Source organism: Streptomyces durocortorensis, assembly GCF_031760065.1.
Lineage (GTDB): Bacteria > Actinomycetota > Actinomycetes > Streptomycetales > Streptomycetaceae > Streptomyces.
On record NZ_CP134500.1, the window covers coordinates 4,581,042 to 4,600,975 of the forward strand.

At 71.9% G+C, this 19,934-nt stretch carries 17 protein-coding genes; 12 read left to right on the top strand and 5 right to left on the bottom strand.

Annotated features, from left to right (window positions below):
- Positions 1-20: 20 nt before the first annotated feature.
- The 4 genes from RI138_RS20530 to RI138_RS20545 all read left to right on the top strand — a co-directional run bounded on the left by RI138_RS20530 (position 21) and on the right by RI138_RS20545 (position 7,369).
- The gene (locus tag RI138_RS20530; protein WP_311121093.1) at positions 21-1,718 is read left to right on the top strand and encodes a serine/threonine-protein kinase; all 1,698 of its coding nucleotides are present in this window, start codon (positions 21-23) and stop codon (positions 1,716-1,718) included.
- A gap of 194 nt (positions 1,719-1,912) precedes the next feature.
- On the top strand, positions 1,913-3,529 hold the full coding sequence (locus RI138_RS20535; protein WP_311121094.1) for a succinic semialdehyde dehydrogenase: 1,617 nt from the start codon (positions 1,913-1,915) through the stop codon (positions 3,527-3,529).
- 62 nt (positions 3,530-3,591) lie between these two features.
- On the top strand, positions 3,592-5,451 hold the full coding sequence (locus tag RI138_RS20540) for a GMC family oxidoreductase (RefSeq protein WP_311121095.1): 1,860 nt from the start codon (positions 3,592-3,594) through the stop codon (positions 5,449-5,451).
- Positions 5,452-5,605: 154 nt separating this feature from the next.
- Entirely contained in the window at positions 5,606-7,369 is a 1,764-nt protein-coding gene (locus RI138_RS20545) for a peptidase (RefSeq protein ID WP_311121096.1), read from the top strand.
- 419 nt (positions 7,370-7,788) lie between these two features.
- Here the strand turns inward: RI138_RS20545 and RI138_RS20550 are convergent, their stop codons facing one another.
- Positions 7,789-8,091, bottom strand: a complete 303-nt coding sequence (locus tag RI138_RS20550) for a chorismate mutase (protein ID WP_311121097.1) — start codon at positions 8,089-8,091, stop codon at positions 7,789-7,791.
- A 319-nt stretch (positions 8,092-8,410) separates the two neighbouring features.
- On the opposite strand from RI138_RS20550, the gene guaA reads away from it, so the two are divergent.
- The 6 genes from guaA to RI138_RS20580 all read left to right on the top strand — a co-directional run bounded on the left by guaA (position 8,411) and on the right by RI138_RS20580 (position 14,426).
- Positions 8,411-9,997 (top strand): glutamine-hydrolyzing GMP synthase, encoded by a 1,587-nt coding sequence (gene guaA / locus RI138_RS20555; RefSeq protein WP_096631865.1) that lies wholly within the window; start codon positions 8,411-8,413, stop codon positions 9,995-9,997.
- A 138-nt stretch (positions 9,998-10,135) separates the two neighbouring features.
- Entirely contained in the window at positions 10,136-10,747 is a 612-nt protein-coding gene (locus tag RI138_RS20560; RefSeq protein ID WP_311121098.1) for a Uma2 family endonuclease, read from the top strand.
- Between the two features lie 44 nt (positions 10,748-10,791).
- Positions 10,792-11,547, top strand: coding sequence for an SAM-dependent methyltransferase (locus tag RI138_RS20565; RefSeq protein WP_311121099.1), 756 nt, complete (start codon positions 10,792-10,794; stop codon positions 11,545-11,547).
- An 80-nt stretch (positions 11,548-11,627) separates the two neighbouring features.
- Positions 11,628-12,419 (top strand): class II aldolase/adducin family protein, encoded by a 792-nt coding sequence (locus RI138_RS20570; protein ID WP_311121100.1) that lies wholly within the window; start codon positions 11,628-11,630, stop codon positions 12,417-12,419.
- 113 nt (positions 12,420-12,532) lie between these two features.
- On the top strand, positions 12,533-13,801 hold the full coding sequence (locus RI138_RS20575; RefSeq protein ID WP_096631859.1) for a hypothetical protein: 1,269 nt from the start codon (positions 12,533-12,535) through the stop codon (positions 13,799-13,801).
- Between the two features lie 112 nt (positions 13,802-13,913).
- On the top strand, positions 13,914-14,426 hold the full coding sequence (locus tag RI138_RS20580) for a DoxX family protein (RefSeq protein WP_096631877.1): 513 nt from the start codon (positions 13,914-13,916) through the stop codon (positions 14,424-14,426).
- Here the strand turns inward: RI138_RS20580 and RI138_RS20585 are convergent.
- From RI138_RS20585 to RI138_RS20600, 4 genes are all read right to left on the bottom strand, one after another.
- Positions 14,333-14,596 carry a hypothetical protein gene (locus RI138_RS20585; protein ID WP_311121101.1) on the bottom strand — a complete coding sequence of 88 codons (264 nt, stop codon included), beginning with the start codon at positions 14,594-14,596 and terminating at the stop codon, positions 14,333-14,335. The two genes, RI138_RS20580 and RI138_RS20585, sit on opposite strands and share 94 nt — an antisense overlap.
- The gene (locus RI138_RS20590) at positions 14,583-15,917 is read right to left on the bottom strand and encodes a PspC domain-containing protein (RefSeq protein ID WP_311121102.1); all 1,335 of its coding nucleotides are present in this window, start codon (positions 15,915-15,917) and stop codon (positions 14,583-14,585) included. The genes RI138_RS20585 and RI138_RS20590 overlap by 14 nt, the downstream gene beginning before the upstream one ends.
- Before the next feature lie 146 nt (positions 15,918-16,063).
- Positions 16,064-16,261, bottom strand: a complete 198-nt coding sequence (locus RI138_RS20595) for a hypothetical protein (protein ID WP_096631853.1) — start codon at positions 16,259-16,261, stop codon at positions 16,064-16,066.
- The gene (locus RI138_RS20600; RefSeq protein ID WP_311121103.1) at positions 16,252-17,313 is read right to left on the bottom strand and encodes a glycosyltransferase family 2 protein; all 1,062 of its coding nucleotides are present in this window, start codon (positions 17,311-17,313) and stop codon (positions 16,252-16,254) included. Before RI138_RS20600 ends, RI138_RS20595 begins: the two co-directional genes overlap by 10 nt.
- A gap of 626 nt (positions 17,314-17,939) precedes the next feature.
- Between RI138_RS20600 and RI138_RS20605 the strand changes: the two genes are divergently transcribed.
- Together RI138_RS20605 and RI138_RS20610 are read left to right on the top strand one after the other, a co-directional pair.
- The gene (locus tag RI138_RS20605; RefSeq protein WP_311121104.1) at positions 17,940-19,226 is read left to right on the top strand and encodes a PspC domain-containing protein; all 1,287 of its coding nucleotides are present in this window, start codon (positions 17,940-17,942) and stop codon (positions 19,224-19,226) included.
- Positions 19,223-19,918 (top strand): LuxR C-terminal-related transcriptional regulator, encoded by a 696-nt coding sequence (locus RI138_RS20610; RefSeq protein WP_096631848.1) that lies wholly within the window; start codon positions 19,223-19,225, stop codon positions 19,916-19,918. Before RI138_RS20605 ends, RI138_RS20610 begins: the two co-directional genes overlap by 4 nt.
- Positions 19,919-19,934: the final 16 nt, after the last annotated feature.

Consider the following 19,934-nt stretch of genomic DNA (forward strand, 5'->3'; position numbering starts at 1 on the left):
AAACGGGGCGGGGACATCACGTGGATCGATCACAGGGCACGGCTGCGGGACTGGTGCTGGCGGGGCGGTACCGGCTGGGCGAGGTCCTCGGCCGCGGCGGCATGGGCAAGGTCTGGCGTGCTCACGATGAGGTGCTGCACCGTACGGTCGCCGTCAAGGAGTTGACCGCCGGGCTGTACGTCGCCGAGGCCGACCGGCTCGTCCTGCACGCCCGGACGCAGAAGGAGGCCCGGGCCGCCGCCCGCATCACGCACCCGGGTGTCGTCACCGTCCACGACGTGATCGAGTACGACAACCGCCCCTGGATCGTCATGCAGTACGTCGACGGGCCCTCGCTCGCCGACGCCGCCAAGGAGAGCGGGGAGATCGCACCGCGCGAGGCGGCACGGGTCGGGCTGCACGTGCTCAGTGCCCTGCGCGCCGCGCACGGGGCCGGGGTGCTGCACCGCGACGTCAAGCCCGGCAACGTCCTGCTGGCGCGCGACGGGCAGGTGCTTCTGACCGACTTCGGGATCGCCGCGATCGAGGGCGACTCCACGATCACCCGGACCGGTGAACTGGTCGGCTCCATCGACTATCTGGCCCCCGAACGGGTACGCGGCGGCGATCCGGGACCCGCCTCCGACCTGTGGTCGCTCGGAGTGACGCTGTACGCGGCGGTCGAGGGGGCCAGCCCGTTCCGCCGTACGTCCCCGATCTCCACCATGCAGGCCGTCGTCACCGAGGAGCCGCCCGCCCCGGTCAACGCCGGTCCGCTCGGGGCCGTCATCACCGCGCTGCTCCGCAAGGACCCGGCCGACCGGCCCTCGGCCGCCGAGACCGAACAGATGCTGCTGGACGCGATGGAGGGCCGGGAGCCCCGGGCCGCGCAGGCGCACGTGCCCACACAGCGCCTGCCCAAGGACGCCCGGTACGCCTTCCCGGACCCGAACGTTCTCGACGCCCCCGTGCCTGACTCCGCCCTCGGTGATCCTCACGGCCCCACCGCCCGGCTCCCCGGAACGGCCCCCTCGCCTTCTCCGGCAGGGCCCGTCTCCACCCCGGTGACCCGGCGAGCCCGCTCCCGGTGGCGCACGGTCCTCGTCGTGGTCGTCGCCGCCGCGGTCCTCGGCGGCGCGGCCGGGCTCCTCGCGATGAGGTACGGGGAGGAGCCCGGCGGTTCGGGGGGCACCGGTGGCCGGGCGGCCGCCGGTGCCACGCCCTCCGCGCCGGGGAGCGCCCCGCCCGCCACCGCCCCCGCCCAGGGGATACCGGAGATACCCGACGGCTGGCACCGGGTCGAGGACCCGGCGGGCTTCAGCCTGGTCGTACCGAAGGACTGGGTGCGCCGGGTGCAGGACGGGCAGATCGACTACACACCGGACGGCGGGGCGCACCGGATCCGGATCAGCGTCGACCCGGACCCGGACTTCGACCATCCGTATCTGCATATGCGGAACATGGAGGAGCAGCTGTCCGAACGGCTGCCCGGCTACCGGCGGACAGCGCTGGAGAAGAACACCTTCCGTGACCGGCCTGGCGCGCTCTGGGAGTTCACCTGGAACGAGACCAAGGATCACGCGGGTCCCCGGCACGGGATCGACCAGATGTACTACGGCGCGGCGGGCGGCCCCGAGTACGCGCTGTACCTGACGGCTCCGCAGGAGGGCTGGAAGACCAGCCGAGAGCTGTTCGACGTCATGCTGCGCAGCTGGCGCGCGCCGAAGACCCAGGACTGAGCTTCGCAGGCCGAGGGCCGAGCGCGGCGGGCCCACCACCGGTGTGCGGTCCGCCGCATAGCCACTGATCAGCGGTTATGTCGCCAGCGATCACTGGCTCGTTCGTGAGGGCGGTCCGGGGATGCGGGCGGGTCCTGTGAAAAACTGTTACCGACGGGTACCCAAAGGGTGCGGCTGGACATACTCTCGGCCTCATGACGGACTCGCAGGCCCCTGACGCCCCTCTCGGTACGAACCCCGTGGCGGTCGCCCCCGCCGGCGTGCGCACCGCCGCCGATGTGGTCACCCCCGAGGTGATCGCCCAGCTGATCCGCGGTGTCGTCGGATCGGGGCGTACGGCCAACCACTCGCCCTTCACCGGGGAGAAGCTGGCCGACCTGCCCGAGTCCACCCCCGAGGACGTCGCAGGCGCCTTCGACCGGGCGCGCGCCGCCCAGCCCGCCTGGGCCGCCGTCCCCGTACGGCAGCGGGCCGCCGTCCTCCTGCGCTTCCACGACCTCGTCCTCAGCCGCCAGTCCGAGGTCCTCGACCTCATCCAGCTGGAGACCGGCAAGGCCCGGCTGCACGCCCACGAGGAGGTGCAGGCGGTCACCGTCGCCGCCCGCCACTACGGGCGCAGGGCGGCCGCGTACCTCAAGCCCCGCCGCCACACGGGTGTCGTCCCGACCCTCACCAAGGTCACCGAGCTGCGCCAGCCGCGCGGGGTCGTCGGCCAGATCGCCCCCTGGAACTACCCCTTCGAGCTGTCCGTGGGCGACGCGCTGCCCGCGTTCGTCTCCGGCAACGCCGTCGTGATGAAGCCCGACACGGAGACCGCGCTCACCGCGCTGTGGGCCCGCGACCTGCTCATCGAGGCCGGACTGCCCGCCGAGGTCTTCCAGGTCGTCCTGGGCGAGGGACCCGTCGTCGGCCCCGAGGTCGTCAGCCGCGCCGACTACGTCTCCTTCACCGGCTCCACCCGCACCGGCCGCGAGGTCGCCGTCGGCGCGGCCTCCCGGCTGGTCGGCGTCTCGCTGGAGCTCGGTGGCAAGAACGCCATGCTCGTCCTCAAGGACGCCGACGTGGAGAAGGCCGCCGCCGGCGCCGTCCGCGCCTGCTTCTCCTCCGCCGGGCAGCTGTGCATCTCCATCGAGCGGCTGTACGTCCACGAGTCGATCGCCGACGACTTCGTCCAGCGCTTCGCCACCCGCACGAAGGCCATGCGGCTCGGCAACGCCCTCGCGTACGGCGCCGACATGGGCTCCCTCGTCGGGCAGCGCCAGCTGGAGACGGTCACCCGGCATGTCGCCGAGGCCGTCGAGAAGGGCGCGAAGCTGGTCGCGGGCGGTGTCGCCCGCCCCGACATCGGCCCGCTGTTCTACGAGCCGACCATCCTCGACGGGGTGGAGGAGCCGATGGCCGTCTGCACCGAGGAGACCTTCGGACCGGTCGTCTCGATCTACCGCTTCAGCGACGAGGACGAGGTGATCGCGCTGGCCAACGCCACCCCGTACGGCCTCAACTCCAGCGTCTGGACCACCGACTCCCGGCGCGGCCACCAGGTCGCCGCCCGGCTGCGGACCGGCACCGTCAACATCAACGAGGGGTACGCCCCCGCCTACGGCAGCGTCCAGTCCCCGATGGGCGGCATGAAGGAGTCCGGTCTCGGCCGACGGCACGGCTCCGAGGGCATCCTCAAGTACACGGAGGCCCAGACCGTCGCCCAGCAGCGGCTGATCCCGCTCGCGCCGTCCTTCGGCATGGACGACGAGAAGTACGCCGCGTTCATGACCCGCAGCCTGAAGGCGATGAAGGCGTTCCGGCTGCGCTGAGCCTCCCGGAGGCCACAGCACCCTCCGCCCCTTTTCGTTCCGATTCCGTACTGAGGAGCGCCATGCCCCAGGACAGCCCTGCCCGCGAACAGTCCGTGAGCCATGTCCCGGCCGAGGACGATGCCGCCTACGACTACGACGTCCTCGTCGTCGGCTCGGGCTTCGGGGGCGCGGTGTCGGCGCTCCGGCTGTCGGAGAAGGGGTACCGCGTCGGCGTCCTGGAGGCGGGCCGCCGCTTCACCCCCGGCACACTCCCCAAGACCTCCTGGGACCTGAAGAACTACCTCTGGGCCCCCGCGCTGGGCCTCTTCGGCATCCAGCGCGTCCACCTCCTCGGCAATGTGATGGTGCTCGCCGGGGCGGGCGTCGGCGGCGGTTCGCTCAACTACGCCAACACGCTGTACGTGCCGCCCGCCCCGTTCTTCGAGGACCGCCAGTGGGCCTCCATCACCGACTGGCAGGACGAGCTCAAGCCGTACTACGACCAGGCCCGCCGGATGCTCGGGGTCCGCCTCAACCCGACCATGACCCCCTCCGACATCCACCTCAAGGCCGCCGCCGAGGCGATGGGTGTCGGCGACACCTTCCATCCGGCCCCGGTCGGCGTCTTCTTCGGAGACGGCGAGGACGCCGACGGCACCGCGAAGGCCAAGCCCGGCGGTACGGTCCCCGACCCGTACTTCGGCGGTGCCGGACCCGCCCGCAAGGCCTGCACCGAGTGCGGCGAGTGCATGACGGGCTGCCGTCACGGGGCGAAGAACACCCTCAACGAGAACTACCTCCACCTCGCCGAGAAGGCCGGAGCGGTCATCCACCCGATGACGTCCGTCGTCGCGGTCACCGACGATCCGGAGGGCGGCTACCGCGTCCTCACCGTCCCCACCGACCGCCGCCGCAAGGCGAAGCCCACGAGACTGCGTGCCCGCCACGTCGTCGTCGCGGCGGGCACGTACGGCACCCAGACCCTGCTGCACACCATGAAGGACCGCGGTCTGCTGCCCCGGCTCTCCGGGAAGCTCGGGGAGCTGACCCGCACCAACTCCGAGGCACTGGTGGGCTCCCAGACCAGCGACCGCCGCTACCGCAAGAAGCACGGCATCGCGAAGGCCGACTTCTCGCAGGGCGTCGCGATCACGTCCTCGATCCACCCGGACGACAACACCCACATCGAGCCCGTCCGTTACGGCAAGGGCTCCAACGCCATGGGTTCGATGTCGATCCTCCAGGTGCCCTACGGAGCCCACCGGGTACGCGGCTGGCTCGCCAACATGATCAAGCACCCCACCCTCGCCGCCCGTTCGCTCTCCAACCGCCGCTGGTCCGAGCGCACCATCATCGGTCTCGTCATGCAGTCCCTGGACAACTCCCTGACGACGTACCGCAAACCGGGCGGCATCGGCAAGGGCCTGCTCACCGCCCGTCAGGGCCATGGCGCGCCCAACCCGACCCAGATCGAGGAGGCGACCCGCAGCGCGTCCCTGCTCGCCGAGGAGATCAACGGCTTCGCCGGTTCCAACATCGGGGAGCTGATGGGCACCCCGCTCACCGCCCACTTCCTCGGCGGCTGCCCGATCGGCGCGAGCGCGGAGGAGGGCGTCATCGACCCGTACCACCGCCTCTACGGCCACCCCGGCATCAGCGTCGTCGACGGCTCCGCGGTCTCCGCCAACCTCGGCGTCAACCCTTCGCTGACCATCACCGCCCAGGCCGAGCGCGCGATGTCCTTCTGGCCCAACAAGGGCGAGGCCGACCCGCGCCCGGAGCAGGGCGGGGCCTACGAGCGGCTCAGCCCCGTCGAACCGCTCGCGCCCGCCGTGCCGAAGGAGGCGTTCGGCGCGCTGAAGCTGCCGTTCCTGGGTATGCCGGTGGTGCCGCCGAGGCGGACGGCGGAGGCCGCAGCGGACGTACCCGAGCGGACGTGAAGGAGGCGGGCGACGCTCCTGTGCCCAATCCGTGATCTTCGTCAGGGCAACTGTTCGGAGGGCTGCGCGGTCGAACCCCGTACCGCGTCAACTGTCACAGCAGTCACACAGCTTCCGCTGAGCAACAGCTCCCTGCCGAGTACCAGAGGTCCCGATGACACGCTTGTCCCCGAGAACCGCGCTGCGCCGCGCGGCGGGTTCGTTCGCCGCCGCCGGTCTGCTCGCCGCGGCCTCGCTCGCCGGGGCCGCCCCGGCCCAGGCCGCCGACACTCCGGTGTTCACCCTGGGCGGCCCCGCCGAGACGGCCCTGCACCCGTACCCCGAGAGCGGCGAGCCGCAGCAGTCCACGCTCGGCATCACCGTCCACAACCCGAGCGAGGACGAGGAGAACGGCGGCTACGAGGGAGAGTTCACCGTCACCCTCGACCTCAGCGGCATCGCGGGCGTCGCCGACGCGGCGGTCGAGGACGGCTCGGACTGCAAGGTGACCGGCACGAAGGCGGTCTGCGAGGAGTACGGCATCTGGCCCGGCCTCCGGGGTGTCGACGACATCCTGCTCACCGCCGCCAAGGGCAGCAAGAACGGCGCCACCGGCACGATCGAGGTGACCGGACAGGCGAAGGGCGCGACCTTCACCCCGTTCACCACCCGGGTCACGGTCGGCGGCCCCGACCTGGTGATGGAGGAGCTGCCGTTCCGGACGGAACTGAACCCGGGCGACAAGCAGCAGGCCCCGATCACCTTCACCAACCGGGGCACCCGGGCCGCCGACGGCGTCCTGCTGGGCCTGCTGTACTCCCGCGGCCTCGACATCCCGCAGCGCTACTCCAACTGCGAGTACACCGAGGACGACCCGGGCCTGCCCGGCGTCGGCTGGACCACCGCGCTCTGCTCCGTCGAGGGTTCCTTCGAGGTGGGCGAGACCTACACCCTGGCGACCCCGCTGACCGTCGAGGCCACCTCCCGCGCCTTCTACGACACCTTCATCTACCGCATCCACGAGGACAGCGCCGCCCAGCGCACCGCCCAGCGCGCGGGCGCCTCCTTCGAGCGGGGCACCGGCGGCGCACTCAAGGCGGTCCCGGTGAAGGGCACGGCGAAGTCCCCGGCGAAGGGCGCGACCGCCCGGGGCGCGGACCTCGACCCGTGGAACAACCAGCACGAGGCCGACTTCCGTACGAAGAACACGGCCGACTTCGTGGCGTACGGCGCAGAGGTGGCCGGAGCCGAGGGCTCCACGGTGAAGGCCGACATCGGCTTCCGCAACGAGGGCCCGGCCTGGATCGGCTACATCCGTTCCGGCGAGCCCGTCGCCACCGTCGACTTCACCGTCCCCCAGGGCACGACCGTCACCTCGAAGCCGGACCGCTGCCTCGCGGTGACCGCCGGCGGCGGCTACCGCGAGGACCAGAAGAGCCCCGCGCCGCGCTACGTCTGCGACACCTCCATGGCCGTGCTGGACGGCGGCGGCCTCGACCTGCCGTTCGAGCTGCGGATCGACGAGGGCCTGGTCGGCGCGTCCGGCAAGGTCACCGTCCGCAGCCCCTGGCTCATGGACCCGAAGCTGCCGTTCGACCCGAAGCCCGGCAACAACACCGCGTGGACGATCGTGAACGGTGAGGGCAGCGGCGGCGACTCCGGCTCCACGACGGACGGGGCCGACGGCGGCTCCGGCGAACCGTCCACCCCGCCGACCACGGCCCCGTCGGCGACCCCGTCCGGCACCTCCGGCACCTCGGCGTCCACCACGTCCGGCGGCAGCTCGGCGGGCACGGCCGGGGGCTCCGGCGGCGGGGGCAGCCTCGCCTCGACGGGGTCGATCGCCCTGATCGCCTCGGGCACGGCGGCCGCGGCGCTGGCGGCGGGCCTGGTGCTCTTCGTGGCGTCCCGGCGACGGGCAGCGCGACAGGCGGCCTGACCAGGGGCTGTCGCAGAGGTGGGCGGAGGAGGGAACAGGCCTCCGCCCGATACGTTCCGATGCGGCCGACCCGGGCGTCCCCGGGGTCGGCCGCACATGGGGTGACCGGGCTGCTGTCCCCTGCGGACCGGTCACATGAGCCGGGATGCGGTCCCACGGCGCACCTCGCGGTACGCCACACGTCCCGGCGGAGCCACGCGTGGTTTTCCTACCGATGCCGCCCCTGGTTGGCACGGACACCGGGACCAACGAAGACACCGCCGCCCCGGTCACGCGCCGTACGGGTGAGACGGGGTCCGAACGCAGATACGGGCCATGTCCGGCGGGCGGAGAACCGTTCCCTCCCCGAGGGCCTGTCGTCAGACTCCCGCCTGCCGGGCGGCGTCTGGCCCCGGGGGTGTCCGGCGGCCCGTACGGGCTCACACCCGGCCGCGGCACAGCTCCAGGAGCGTCATCGCGAGCGCGGTGCCCGGCTTGCCCAGCGCGTCCCTGTAGTGGCCGAGCACGGCGGTCTCGCGGGAGAGGTTGACCCGGCGGCCGCCCGAGGTGATCCGGGCCTCCTGGATCACCGCCGAGACGGCCATCCGTTCCTGGACGAGCCCGATGATCCGGTCGTCGAGGGTGTCGATGCGTTCCCGGGCGCCGCCGATCAGGGTGGCGGCCTCGTCGGTGCGGGCCCCGGTGCGCTCGGCGGCGGTGGCGGCGGTGCTGGTGCTGCTCATGGTGGTGACTCCCGGTGGGTGGCGACCCCCCGGGGCGCGAGGACCCGGACACGCAGAACGCCCCGGGCCTGTCGGCCCGGGGCGCCTGGAACGTTGCTTGTCAGTAGCTCAAGCAGCACGACCATGGCAGCCGGCGGGCCGGATGCCATAGGTAAAGACGAAGGTCGTGTGCTGACGCATGGGGGACAGTATGGCCCCGCCCCCGAGGACCCGCCAAAGCGGGGCCCGCATCGTGAGACGCCCGGCTCGGCGGAGGGTCCGCGCGCGGCCGGTAGAATCGGGAGAACCGACCCCCTCATCACCGCCGGAAGGCCGCCCCGTGCCAGCAGCACCCCCCGCCGCCCCCGACACCACGGCCGACGTGGTCCTGGTTGTCGACTTCGGCGCGCAGTACGCCCAGCTCATCGCCCGCCGTGTCCGTGAGGCCCGGGTCTACAGCGAGATCGTCCCGTCCACCATGCCGGTGGCCGAGATGCTGGCCAAGAACCCCCGCGCGATCATCCTCTCCGGCGGCCCCTCGTCGGTGTACGCGGAGGGCGCGCCGTCCCTGGACCGCTCGCTCTTCGAGGCCGGGGTCCCCGTCTTCGGCATGTGCTACGGCTTCCAGCTGATGGCCACCACGCTCGGCGGCACGGTCGACGACAACGGCGCGCGCGAGTACGGCCGCACCCCGCTGCACGTCACGAAGGCGGGCTCGACGCTCTTCGAGGGCACGCCCACCGAGCAGCCGGTGTGGATGTCGCACGGCGACGCCTGCTCGGCGGCCCCCGAGGGCTTCACCGTCACCGCCTCCACGGACGTGGTCCCGGTCGCGGCCTTCGAGAACGACGAGAAGAAGCTCTACGGCGTCCAGTACCACCCCGAGGTCCTGCACTCCACGCACGGCCAGCAGGTCCTGGAGCACTTCCTCTACCGCGGCGCGGGCATCGAGCCGAACTGGACCACCACCAACGTGGTCGAGGAGCAGGTCGCCCTCATCCGCGAGCAGGTCGGCACCAAGCGCGCCATCTGCGGCCTCTCCGGAGGCGTCGACTCCGCGGTCGCCGCCGCCCTCGTGCAGAAGGCCATCGGCTCCCAGCTCACCTGCGTGTACGTCGACCACGGGCTGATGCGCAAGGGCGAGACCGAGCAGGTCGAGAAGGACTTCGTGGCCGCGACCGGTGCGAAGCTGAAGGTGGTCGACGCGGAGAAGCGCTTCCTCGACGCCCTGGCCGGGGTCTCCGACCCGGAGCAGAAGCGGAAGATCATCGGCCGCGAGTTCATCCGCGTCTTCGAGCAGGCCCAGCTGGAGATCCTCCAGGAGGACGGGCCCGAGGTCGCCTTCCTGGTCCAGGGCACGCTCTACCCGGACGTCGTCGAGTCCGGCGGCGGCACCGGCACCGCCAACATCAAGTCCCACCACAACGTCGGCGGCCTCCCCGACGACATCGAGTTCCAGCTCGTCGAGCCGCTGCGCCAGCTGTTCAAGGACGAGGTCCGGATGGTCGGCCAGGAGCTGGGCCTCCCCGAGGAGATCGTCCAGCGCCAGCCGTTCCCCGGCCCCGGCCTCGGCATCCGCATCGTCGGCGAGGTCACCAAGGACCGCCTGGACCTGCTCCGTGAGGCCGACGCCATCGCCCGCGAGGAGCTGACGGCGGCCGGCCTGGACCGTGACATCTGGCAGTGCCCGGTGGTCCTCCTCGCCGACGTCCGCTCGGTCGGCGTCCAGGGCGACGGCCGCACCTACGGCCACCCGATCGTCCTGCGCCCGGTCTCCTCCGAGGACGCCATGACGGCCGACTGGTCGCGCCTGCCGTACGAGACGCTGGCGAAGATCTCCACCCGCATCACCAACGAGGTCGCCGACGTCAACCGCGTCGTCCTCGACGTGACGAGCAAGCCGCCGGGGACGATCGAATGGGAGTGACCTCCCCGCCCCCGGTGAGCCCGTAGGGCTTTCCCGGGTCAACGTCCATGCCGTCGCTCATTCGTTTGGGCGGCGGCATTGTCGTATCTGCTGGGTACGCTGAGTGAAGAGACGAGACTTCGGCGTATGGGAGTAATCATGAGCGCCGCACCCAAGCCCGGGCTTGAGCAGCAGGAGCCGTACCGGTGGCCCGTTCCGCCGGAGGGCGGCTGGACGGCGGACGACCTCGACCGGATTCCGGGCCTCCCGCCCCACACCGAGCTGATCGACGGGAGTCTCGTCTTCATGAGTCCGCAGACCGCCTTCCACGGGCGTGCCATGCGTTTGTTCGAGAATGCCCTGCTGGACCAGGCGCCGGCACATCTGGATGTCCTGCGCGAGATGACGATCAAACTGGACGAGAAGAACAGGCCGGAGCCGGACGTGCTGGTCTTCCCCGTCGAGGCGAACACAGGCCACCGCCAGACCTGGTTCCGCCCCGAGGACGTCGTGCTCGCCATTGAGGTGGTCTCGGACGATTCTGTGGAGCGTGATCGCGACGTCAAGCCCCGGAAGTACGCAGCCGCCGGAGTGCGGCACTTCTGGCGGGTGGAGGCGGACGACGAAGGACTGCCGATCGTCTATGTCTACGAACGCGACCCCGCGCTGGAGGTCTACGTGCCCACAGGCATCCACCGTGACAAGCTCACCCTGACGGTTCCGTTCCCGCTGGACATCGACCTCACGGCGATCAACCGGCGTCGGCCCTAGAAACCACTGGCACCGCCTCCACTCCCCGTGCCAGGCTCCCCACCGTGTCCGCCGAAGAAGTCCGCGCCATCCTGTCCGCCGCCGGGAACCACCGCCTCACCTGGAACACCCCGCTCTCCGAAGGACACGCGGCCCGGCTCGTAGCCGCCTGCGCCCCCGCTCCCGGGGCACGGATCGTCGATCTCGGCTCCGGCTGGGGCGAGTTGCTGATGCGGCTCGTCGAAGCCGCGCCGGGGGCCGCCGGGGACGGCGTCGAGACCGACCCCGCCGCCGTGGCGCGCGGACGGAAGCTCGCCGAGGAGCGAGGGCTCGGTGACCGGGTGCGGTTCCACGAGGTGCCCGCCGCCGAGTGGGCCGAGGGCGGATACGACCTCGCCGTCTCCATCGGGTCCTCGCACGCCTGGCCCGGTACGACCAGGGAGGCCCTGACCGCCCTGCGCGCCGCCGTACGGCCCGGAGGCCGGGTGCTCCTCGGCGAGGGGGTCTGGCTGAAGGCCCCGACGTCCGCCGCGCTGGAAGGGCTCGGGGCCGAGCCCGGGGACTTCGGGTCGCTGCTGGAGCTGATCCGGCTGGCGGAGTCCGTCGGACTGCACGCGCTCCAGGTCACCGTCGCCGACCAGCACGAATGGGACCTCTTCGAGTCGGAGGGTCCGATCGGGCGCGGGCAGCGCTGGGCGCTGGAGAACCCGGGCCATCCGCTGTACGGCGAGGTGATGGCCGAGGTCGACGCCCGCCGCACCGGCTACTACGCCGGCTACCGCTCGTATCTGGGCCTCGCCTACCTGGTGCTCAGCACCTGACCTGCGCCCCACCCCTTTTCACCACCCCCACCCGGCGGTAACTTCCGGTCCCGTACGCCCTGGGAACCCGAGGAGCCGCCATGTCAGAGCCGGTCGCCGTGCCCGCCGCCCCCGCCCCGATCCCCGTCGAACAGCTTCAGTTCGCGATGCCGCCCGTCCACGCGTCGCCGGGGGAGGAACGCGCGTACCGCAGGGAGCGGCTCGCGGGGGCACTGCGGTTGTTCGGGCAGCTCGGGTACGAGGACGGGGTCTCCGGGCACATCACCGTGCGCGACCCGGAGCTGGAGGACTGCTTCTGGGTCAACCCGTTCGGCGCGCCCTTCGCCGACATCACCCCACAGGACCTGATCCTCGTCAACGGCGACGGGCAGGTCGTCCGGGGCCGCTTCCACGTCAACCAGGCCGCGTTCGCCGTGCACGCGGCGGTGCACCGGGCCCGGCCCGGCGCCGTGGCCGTCGCGCACACCCACTCCGTGCACGGGCGGGCCCTCGCCGCGCTCGGGGAGCCGGTCGAGCCGATCACCCAGGAATCCTGCGCCTTCTACGAGGACCACGCGCTGTACGACGCGTACACGGGCGTTGTCGTGGACGAGGAGGAAGGGCGGCGCATCGCCGACACGCTCGGGCCGCACAAGGCGGTCATCCTGCGCAACCACGGGCTGCTGACCGTCGGCGACTCCGTGGACGCGGCGGCCTGGTGGTTCCTGACCCTGGAGCGCGCCTGCCAGGTGCAGCTGCTGGCGCGGGCCGCCGGGAAGCCCGTGCTCATCGCGCACCAGGACGCCGTCACCACCCGCGAACACCTCGGCAGCGACCTGGTGGCCTGGATCAACTACCAGCCCCTGTGGCAGCGGGTCAGTCGAACATTCTGACGGTCCGGGCCCGCCGGTCGCCCCGATGCGGGAACTCCTCGCCCGGTGCGGCACAATTCGCTGATATCGCAAGTGAGTTGGCTGTACCGGGGCGGGAAAGGGCGTAATCCTCCGTGGCGTTGGACGAGGCAAGGACGAGCGGCACCCACGGCGGCGGCTGCACCTGCGGCGACTGCCCGCACGGCGCGCGCGAAGGGCACCGGCGCGCCGTCGCGGCCTTCCTCGCCAAGCGCGACGAACTGGCCGCGGGCAACGGCCTGCCCGCCGGGGTCGCCCAGTCCGCCTCCGCGTCCCGGCAGTGGGTCTCCGACGAGCTGACCGGCTCCGCCCGGACCGTCGCCGAACGGGCCCGGGAGGCCGGGGACGCCTGGCTCCACCAGGTGTGGCGGGGCACACTGTTCGCCGTGTGGGGTGCGGCCGGGGCCCTCCTCGTCGGCGCCTGCGTCACCGCGATCGGGGCCGGCTGGTCCACCGCCCGCACCGCCGGTCTGCTCGCTGCCCTCGTCACCGCCGGTCTGCTCACCGCCGCCGCCCGCTTCCACCGCGCGCGCGGGGGCCTCCTCGCCCCGTTGATCGGCGAGGACAACCGGCTCTCCACCTCCCGGGCGGTTGCCGCCGCCTGGGTGCTGCTCGCCGTCTTCGCGGTTCTTGTTCTCGCACTCCAGCTGGCCGGGGCCGCCGACCCCTCCGACCGGGACGCGCTGATCGAGGGGCTCGACCTCGTACGGTCCGCCGGGGTGGTGACCGTGCTGGCGCTGGTGTGCGCGGTCGCCGTCCTCGTACGCCGCGTGGTGACCGTACGGGTGCTGGGCCAGCGCCTCCAGAAGCTGCGCGCGGACCGGCCGCGCGCAGCCGATCTGCTCACCGACGACTCGGGGCGCGGCTCCTTCACCGATGTGCAGTACGTGCTGGTCAGCGCCGTCGCCGTGCTGTTCGCCGCGGTCCGCCTGGCCCGCCGCCCCGAGCAGCTGCCCGATCTGCCGTGGGGGCTCGCGCTGCTGGTGGCCGTCTCGGCGGCGACCTACTTCGCCGGGAAGTACACGGAGGGCGGGCGTCCGGTCGTGCTGTCCGTCGTCCGGGCCCGGGAGGCCGGGGACCTGGACGCGCCGATCCGGACCGGCGACGACATCGAGATCCGGGGTGCGGGCTTCGTGCCGCCCGGCGCGGGCAGCCCCGACCGGCTGGCCCGGCTCGTCGTCCGCATCGGCACGGTCCACGTCCATGTCCCCCTCATCCCGGTCGCCGGAGGCTTCGCCAACCCGGCCGACACCGTCCTGACCGTGCCCGTCCCGGTCGAGGTGGAGCCGGGCACTGTGGACGTCCAGGTCGTCACCGCCGCCGGGGTGGAGACCAACCGCTGCCCGATCGACGTCACGGACTGACCACCGCTTTCTCCCACCTCCTTCCGCTGAATGCCCCGCAACCCTGGTGAGCAGCGCGCCGAAGGCGTACGTATGGTCAAGCGACGGAACACCGGGAAGCGGGGCAGTGGTCATGCACAGCTACGACGGCAGCGGTTCGTACGGACTGGGCGAGCGCAGGACGCTGAGGGAGCAGGCGCGTACATACGCCCTGCTGCCGCTGCGGATCTTCCTCGGCGTCACCTTCGTCTACGCGGGCCTCGACAAGCTCACGGACAGCGCCTTCCTGTCCGCCGACGGCGCCGGGTCCATCGGCGAGATGATGCGCGGGGTGCGTGACTCCTCCGCGATCCCCGCCCTCGTCGACCTGGCCCTCAAGAACCCGGAGGGCTTCGGCTACGCCATCGCGACCGGCGAACTCCTCGTCGGCCTCGGCACCCTCGTCGGCCTCTGGGCCAGGCTCGCGGCGCTCGGCGGCGCGCTGATCTCGCTGAGCCTCTGGCTCACCGTGAGCTGGCAGGCCACCCCGTACTACTACGGCAACGATCTGCCCTATCTGATGGCGTGGCTGCCGCTGCTGCTCGCCGGGGCCCCGATGTTCTCCGCCGACGCCTTCCTCGCCTCACGCCGGCGCCGGACCATGTAGGCGACCCAGGTCACCGTAGCGGCCAGCCACAGACCGCCGAAGAGCAGCGGGAAGAAGAACGTCCAGGGGACCTCCCACGCCCCGGCGGCGTCGGCCGCGTACCCGCCCGCCAGAGCCAGCATGGCCAGACCCGCCACCGCGCGTCCCGGCCGGAATTCATGACGCAGCACGGGTGACCTCCACCTGTCCGATGCCGACTTCCAGTTCCAGTTCGATCGTTCCGGCGGGCTTCGTGCCGGCCGGCGGCGGCAGGGTCCGCTGCCTCGCCTCGTCGCTGTTGATCCGGACCTGGACCCGCTGGCCCTCCTCCAGCCGGATCTCTCCGAGATCCACCTCGGCACGCACCTTCACCGTCACGTCCTCCGGGACGACGACGGCCGCCCGCCCCGCTGCCACGTCGAGTTCCGTACGCACGGTCTCGCCCTCCGGCACCTTCAGGCCGGACAGGTCCAGCCGGGCGTCGCCGGTGCCCAGCTCGTAGTGCGGCTGGAGGGCTGCCACCGAGGCGGGCCGCCACTCCTGGCGCACCCAGGTCGTGTCGATGTCCTCCGGCACCGCCGCGGCACCGGCCAGCAGGCCCGCCGTGACCATCGCCATCAGCACCGTGCCGAAACCCGTCCGGCCCAGCACCGAGGCGACCAGCAGCCCGAGGCCGAAGACCGCGAGGGCGGCGACGAGCCCGATCTGGAGGGCCGTACCCAGCGGCTGGTGCTCCCAGCTCAGCCCCGTACCGAGACCACCCGCCACCAGGGCCGCCAGGAAGACCGGGCCCCCGATCGAGCGCGGGCCGCGCGGCTCGGGCAGCGGGTGCGGCGGCCGGAACGGGGCCTCCTTGCTGGGCCCGGCCTGGGCCGCCGCCTGGTCCGTGTCCGCCGGGCCCCACAGATAGCCGGAGGCCACCGGCCCGGTCGTCCCGTCCTTGACGATCGGGTCGCGCCACCACGACGGGCCGCCCGGCGTCGGCGGGGCCTTCACCTCCGGAGGGGGCGTGCCGAGCCCGCCGGTGTGGGTGGGGCCGGGCGGGGCGGCCGGTGTGCCGGGCGGGGCCGCCGGGTCCTCGGGGGCCGCCGTCCTATGGGACTGCGTCCACACGGAGAATCCGACGACGGCCAGCGTCAGCAGGGCGGCGAACGACAGCATGCCCCGGTTGTGCAGCATCGACAGGAACAGCCCGCAGCCGATCAGCGCCAGCAGCAGCGCCACCAGCGACGCCCCGTCGACCCGCCCCGACAGCAGCTTGCGCGCCTCGTTCTCCTCGTCGCCCTCTGCGGGCAGCAGCAGCCAGGCGAAGCCGTAGAAGATCAGGCCGATGCCCCCGGTGACCGACAGGACACCGAGCACGATCCGGAAGATCACCGGGTCCACGTCGCAGTACCGGCCCAGCCCGCCGCACACCCCGGCGACGACCTTCTGCCGCGGGGTGCGCCGCAGCTGCGGCTTCGGCGCGTCGGGGGGCGCGACGCCGGGAGGGGCGTCCGAGGGAGCGGTCATGCCTCCATGGTGACGGTCCGGACCGCCCGCCGGGACCCGCCCCGACCCTGGACGGTCCCTGATATTGCCCGCGTGCGTCCCTGAAGGGCCGGGGCGCGGCAGGCTGGTCCGCCCGTCGCGCCCCGGCGCCCGGGCCGGGCTGCCGATCACCCCGGGGAGGGCTCCCTGGAGGAGAACACGGCCGGCGGCCGCGCCGAGCGCTCGTGTACGACGCGCGCGTCGTGCCACCTGCGGGCGAACGAGGCCAGGTAGCAGCCGACGCTGAACAGGAGGATCAGCAGGCTGACACCGAGGAAGACCAGACCGAGCGGGCCCAGCTCGGAAAGGGTGTGTGTCACGCCCATGTGGCCGCTCCGGAGGTGTAGGAGCGCCACAGGGAGGCGCCCATCCAGTAGGTACGGATGAACTGGAAGACCAGCTCCGGTAGGAGCAGAGCGCACACCAGCATCGCCTTCCAGCCCAGCGGGATGACCCGGACCGCCGAGAAGACCGACCAGGCGAGCAGGAGGAGCAGCCAGAGCGGGTCTCCGGCGGGCTGCCCCTGCGCGATGGACTGGGCGGCCCACACGGCGACCCAGCCGAGGCTGTAGGCGAAGCCGAGGAGGCCGAGTACGTACTGGACGATCGAGAGCCGTGTGTGCCGGGTCCAGCCGCGCTGCCGCATGATGTCCAGTGTTCCGCGTACCCAGCGCTCCCGTTGGCGCACCAGGTCGCCGAGAACCGGCATCAGGTCGGTGTAGGCGACGCAGTACTGGTTGGCGGTCACCCGCCAGCCCGCCTCCTTCAACGACAGCGTTGTCTCGTAGTCCTCGACCAGGTTGCCGCTGTGCTGCCAGAAGACTTCGCCGCGGGCGTCGATGAGGTGCTGAAGGGCGGCCGTGCTGTAGAAGGAACCGGCACCGGCCATGGTGTGCAGGTCGGTCCGTGAGCGTGTGTGGGCGTACCTCCCGTACTCGATGATCTGCATGCCGGCGAGGTAGCGCTGCCATGTGTTCCGCCACAGACCGCTGCGGCCGTAGCAGGTGGCGCTCACCCCGCCCAGAGTCGGATCGGATTCCATGACCATCCGTGCCCGCTGGACGAATCGCGGATGCAGGGAGGTGTCTGCGTCCATGACGAGGACGTAGCGTGCCGCGCCGGTGAGGTCTCCGCACTGTTCGGCGAGACCGGCGAGGGCATGGTTGAGAGCCCCGGCCTTCTTGTGGGGATTGTCGGGCAGGCACAGCACCCGGGTCTGCGGAACGCCGGGCCGGCCGGCGAACTCGCGGGTGATCCGCTCCGTGCCGTCCGTCGAGTTGTTCACCACGACGAGGATCAGGTCGGGGCGGTGGGTCTGGGCGGCCAGGGACTCCAGGGAGCTGAGAACTTCGGCTTCCTCGTTCCGGGCCGGGATCACGACGACGGTGTCGTGTGCTGGTTCGCGATGCGCTTTCGGTAACACCTCGGCCACTGCTGGGGGCGGCGCCGGCCTGACGGCTTCGGCGCCTAGGGGAAGTGCTTCCTCGGAATCGAGCAGGGCTGGCCCTGTCAATGCCATAAGGGTTCTCCAGTCGAGCGCGGATCGATGTGTGCAGCACACAGCACTGTGTACCTGGTTCACCTGGCAGCGGTCATGATCACACACCTCTCGTCATTGGTCTGGACCTGTCTCGGTGTACGGATCGCGAAGAGATGGCGAACTCTGGCCCGGCCTTTCCCTTTGATTGCGTTGGCAACGCGCGAGGTGCATATTCCGGCCACTTCGCCGGCCACGCTTATGGGAGAAACCGCCTGATCTCGACTGAGGCTGCCTTATGCGTATTTGATGAGGCGCCAGAGAGGTGACGGGTGTTCGGTGAGCGAGCTCACATGCGCCCCTCCGGGGCTCCGTCGTACAAGAAGGGGGCGTCCCAGAGGTGCCGGCGCGCGTCGGGCCGCATCGAGAGGGGCGCCACCACCATGCGTGCGCCGGGGACAGCATCAGGGTCACTTCGGGGGGTGACCCTGATGCCGCCCCGCGCCCGCGCGTGTGACGATCGGGGTATGCCAGCCGCCACCGCCCGAGCCGCCAGCTCCCTCACCGCCGACCCGGAGGAGCCGCCGCAGCGCAAGCTGTACCGCAGCGCCGACGGACGGATGCTCGGCGGCGTGGCGCGCGGGCTCGCCGGACACCTCGGGCTGCCGGTCGCCTGGGTGCGGTTCGTGTTCCTCGGGCTGTTCTTCACCGACGGCCTGGGCGCCCTGCTGTACGCGGTGTTCTGGATCGTCGTCCCGCTCGGCGTCGGCGGCGTCGAGGCCCCGCGCTCGGTGTTCGAGACCGCCGCGGACGGCCGCCGCAAGCTCCGTAAACCGGACCGGGGCCAGGTCTTCGCGCTGGTCGCCCTCACCTTCGGGGCCGTCGCGTTCGTCGCCAACGTCGACATGGGCAGCGAGGCCGACCGCTACATCTGGCCCACCCTCCTGATCGGCGCGGGTTCCGTCCTGGTCTGGCGGCAGGCGGACAACGCCCGCCGCGCCCGCTGGATGGAGGTCGGCCGCAACCGCAAGCTGCTCCACCTGGCGCGCGGCTTCGCCGGAGTGGCCCTGGTCGGCCTCGGCCTAGCCGTGTTCCTCGTCGTACGCGGCTCGGCGGCCCAGCTGGGCAACGTGCTCACCGCCGCCATCGCCGTGCTGACCGGCATCTTCCTGCTCGCGGGCCCCTACCTGGTGCGGATGACCCAGGACCTCTCCGAGGAGCGCCTGATGCGCATCCGCGCCCAGGAGCGGGCCGAGGTCGCCGCCCATGTTCACGACTCGGTGCTGCACACCCTCACCCTGATCCAGCGCAACGCGGACGACGGCGGCGAGGTCAGACGCCTCGCCCGCGCCCAGGAGCGCGAGCTGCGCAACTGGCTCTACAACCCCGAGGGCACCGGCAAGGACGAGGACGACGAACCGGAGACCCTGGCCGAGGCGGTCAAGCGGGCCGCCGCCGAGGTCGAGGACAAACACGGCGTGCCCCTGGAAGTCGTCGTGGTCGGCGACTGCCCGCTCGACGAGAAGCTGAGCGCGCAGATGCAGGCCGCGCGCGAGGCGATGGTGAATGCCGCCAAGTACGGTGGCGAGGGCGGCGCCGTGCAGGTCTTCGCGGAGGTCGAGGGCCGTACGGTCTTCGTGTCCGTACGGGACCGGGGTCCGGGCTTCGACCTGGACGAGGTTCCCGGGGACCGCATGGGCGTACGAGAATCAATCATCGGCCGGATGCAGCGCAACGGCGGCAGCGCCCGGCTGCGTTCGGTGCCCGGCGGGGGCACCGAGGTCGAGCTGGAGATGGAGAGGGCGAGCGAATGACCGAGAACACCGAAGCCACCGGGGGCCCGGAGCGGCGGGTACGGGTCGTGCTCGTCGACGACCACCGGATGTTCCGCACCGGGGTGCAGGCCGAGATCGGCCGCACCGAGGAGACCGGCGTCGAGGTGGTCGGTGAGGCCGCCGACGTCGACCAGGCGGTCACCGTCATCACCGCGACCCGCCCCGAGGTCGTCCTCCTCGACGTCCACCTCCCGGGCGGCGGCGGCGTCGAGGTGCTGCGTCGCTGCGCCCCCCTGATGAGCGCCGCCGAGGACCCGGTCCGCTTCCTCGCCCTGTCCGTCTCGGACGCCGCGGAGGACGTCATCGGGGTCATCCGGGGCGGGGCGCGGGGCTACGTCACCAAGACGATCACCGGCACCGACCTGGTCGACTCCGTCTTCCGGGTCCAGGAGGGCGACGCGGTCTTCTCGCCCCGCCTGGCCGGTTTCGTCCTGGACGCCTTCGCCTCCACGGACGCCCCGCCGGTCGACGAGGACCTGGACCGCCTCACCCAGCGCGAGCGCGAGGTGCTGCGGCTGATCGCGCGCGGCTACGCGTACAAGGAGATCGCCAAGCAGCTGTTCATCTCGGTGAAGACGGTCGAGTCGCATGTCTCGGCGGTGCTCCGCAAGCTCCAGCTCTCCAACCGGCACGAGCTGACGAGGTGGGCGACGGCGCGACGCCTGGTCTGAGGCGCCGCTGCCTGTT

Excerpts from the sequence above, each read along its gene's own strand:
- RI138_RS20595 (WP_096631853.1), bottom strand. The coding sequence starts at position 16,261 with ATGGGCGTGACACACACCCTTTCCGAGCTGGGCCCGCTCGGTCTGGTC.
- RI138_RS20580 (WP_096631877.1), top strand. The coding sequence starts at position 13,914 with ATGCACAGCTACGACGGCAGCGGTTCGTACGGACTGGGCGAGCGCAGG.
- RI138_RS20570 (WP_311121100.1), top strand. The coding sequence starts at position 11,628 with ATGTCAGAGCCGGTCGCCGTGCCCGCCGCCCCCGCCCCGATCCCCGTC.
- RI138_RS20605 (WP_311121104.1), top strand. The coding sequence starts at position 17,940 with ATGCCAGCCGCCACCGCCCGAGCCGCCAGCTCCCTCACCGCCGACCCG.
- RI138_RS20550 (WP_311121097.1), bottom strand. The coding sequence starts at position 8,091 with ATGAGCAGCACCAGCACCGCCGCCACCGCCGCCGAGCGCACCGGGGCC.
- RI138_RS20560 (WP_311121098.1), top strand. The coding sequence starts at position 10,136 with ATGAGCGCCGCACCCAAGCCCGGGCTTGAGCAGCAGGAGCCGTACCGG.
- RI138_RS20540 (WP_311121095.1), top strand. The coding sequence starts at position 3,592 with ATGCCCCAGGACAGCCCTGCCCGCGAACAGTCCGTGAGCCATGTCCCG.
- RI138_RS20590 (WP_311121102.1), bottom strand. The coding sequence starts at position 15,917 with ATGACCGCTCCCTCGGACGCCCCTCCCGGCGTCGCGCCCCCCGACGCG.
- RI138_RS20545 (WP_311121096.1), top strand. The coding sequence starts at position 5,606 with ATGACACGCTTGTCCCCGAGAACCGCGCTGCGCCGCGCGGCGGGTTCG.
- RI138_RS20535 (WP_311121094.1), top strand. The coding sequence starts at position 1,913 with ATGACGGACTCGCAGGCCCCTGACGCCCCTCTCGGTACGAACCCCGTG.
- RI138_RS20610 (WP_096631848.1), top strand. The coding sequence starts at position 19,223 with ATGACCGAGAACACCGAAGCCACCGGGGGCCCGGAGCGGCGGGTACGG.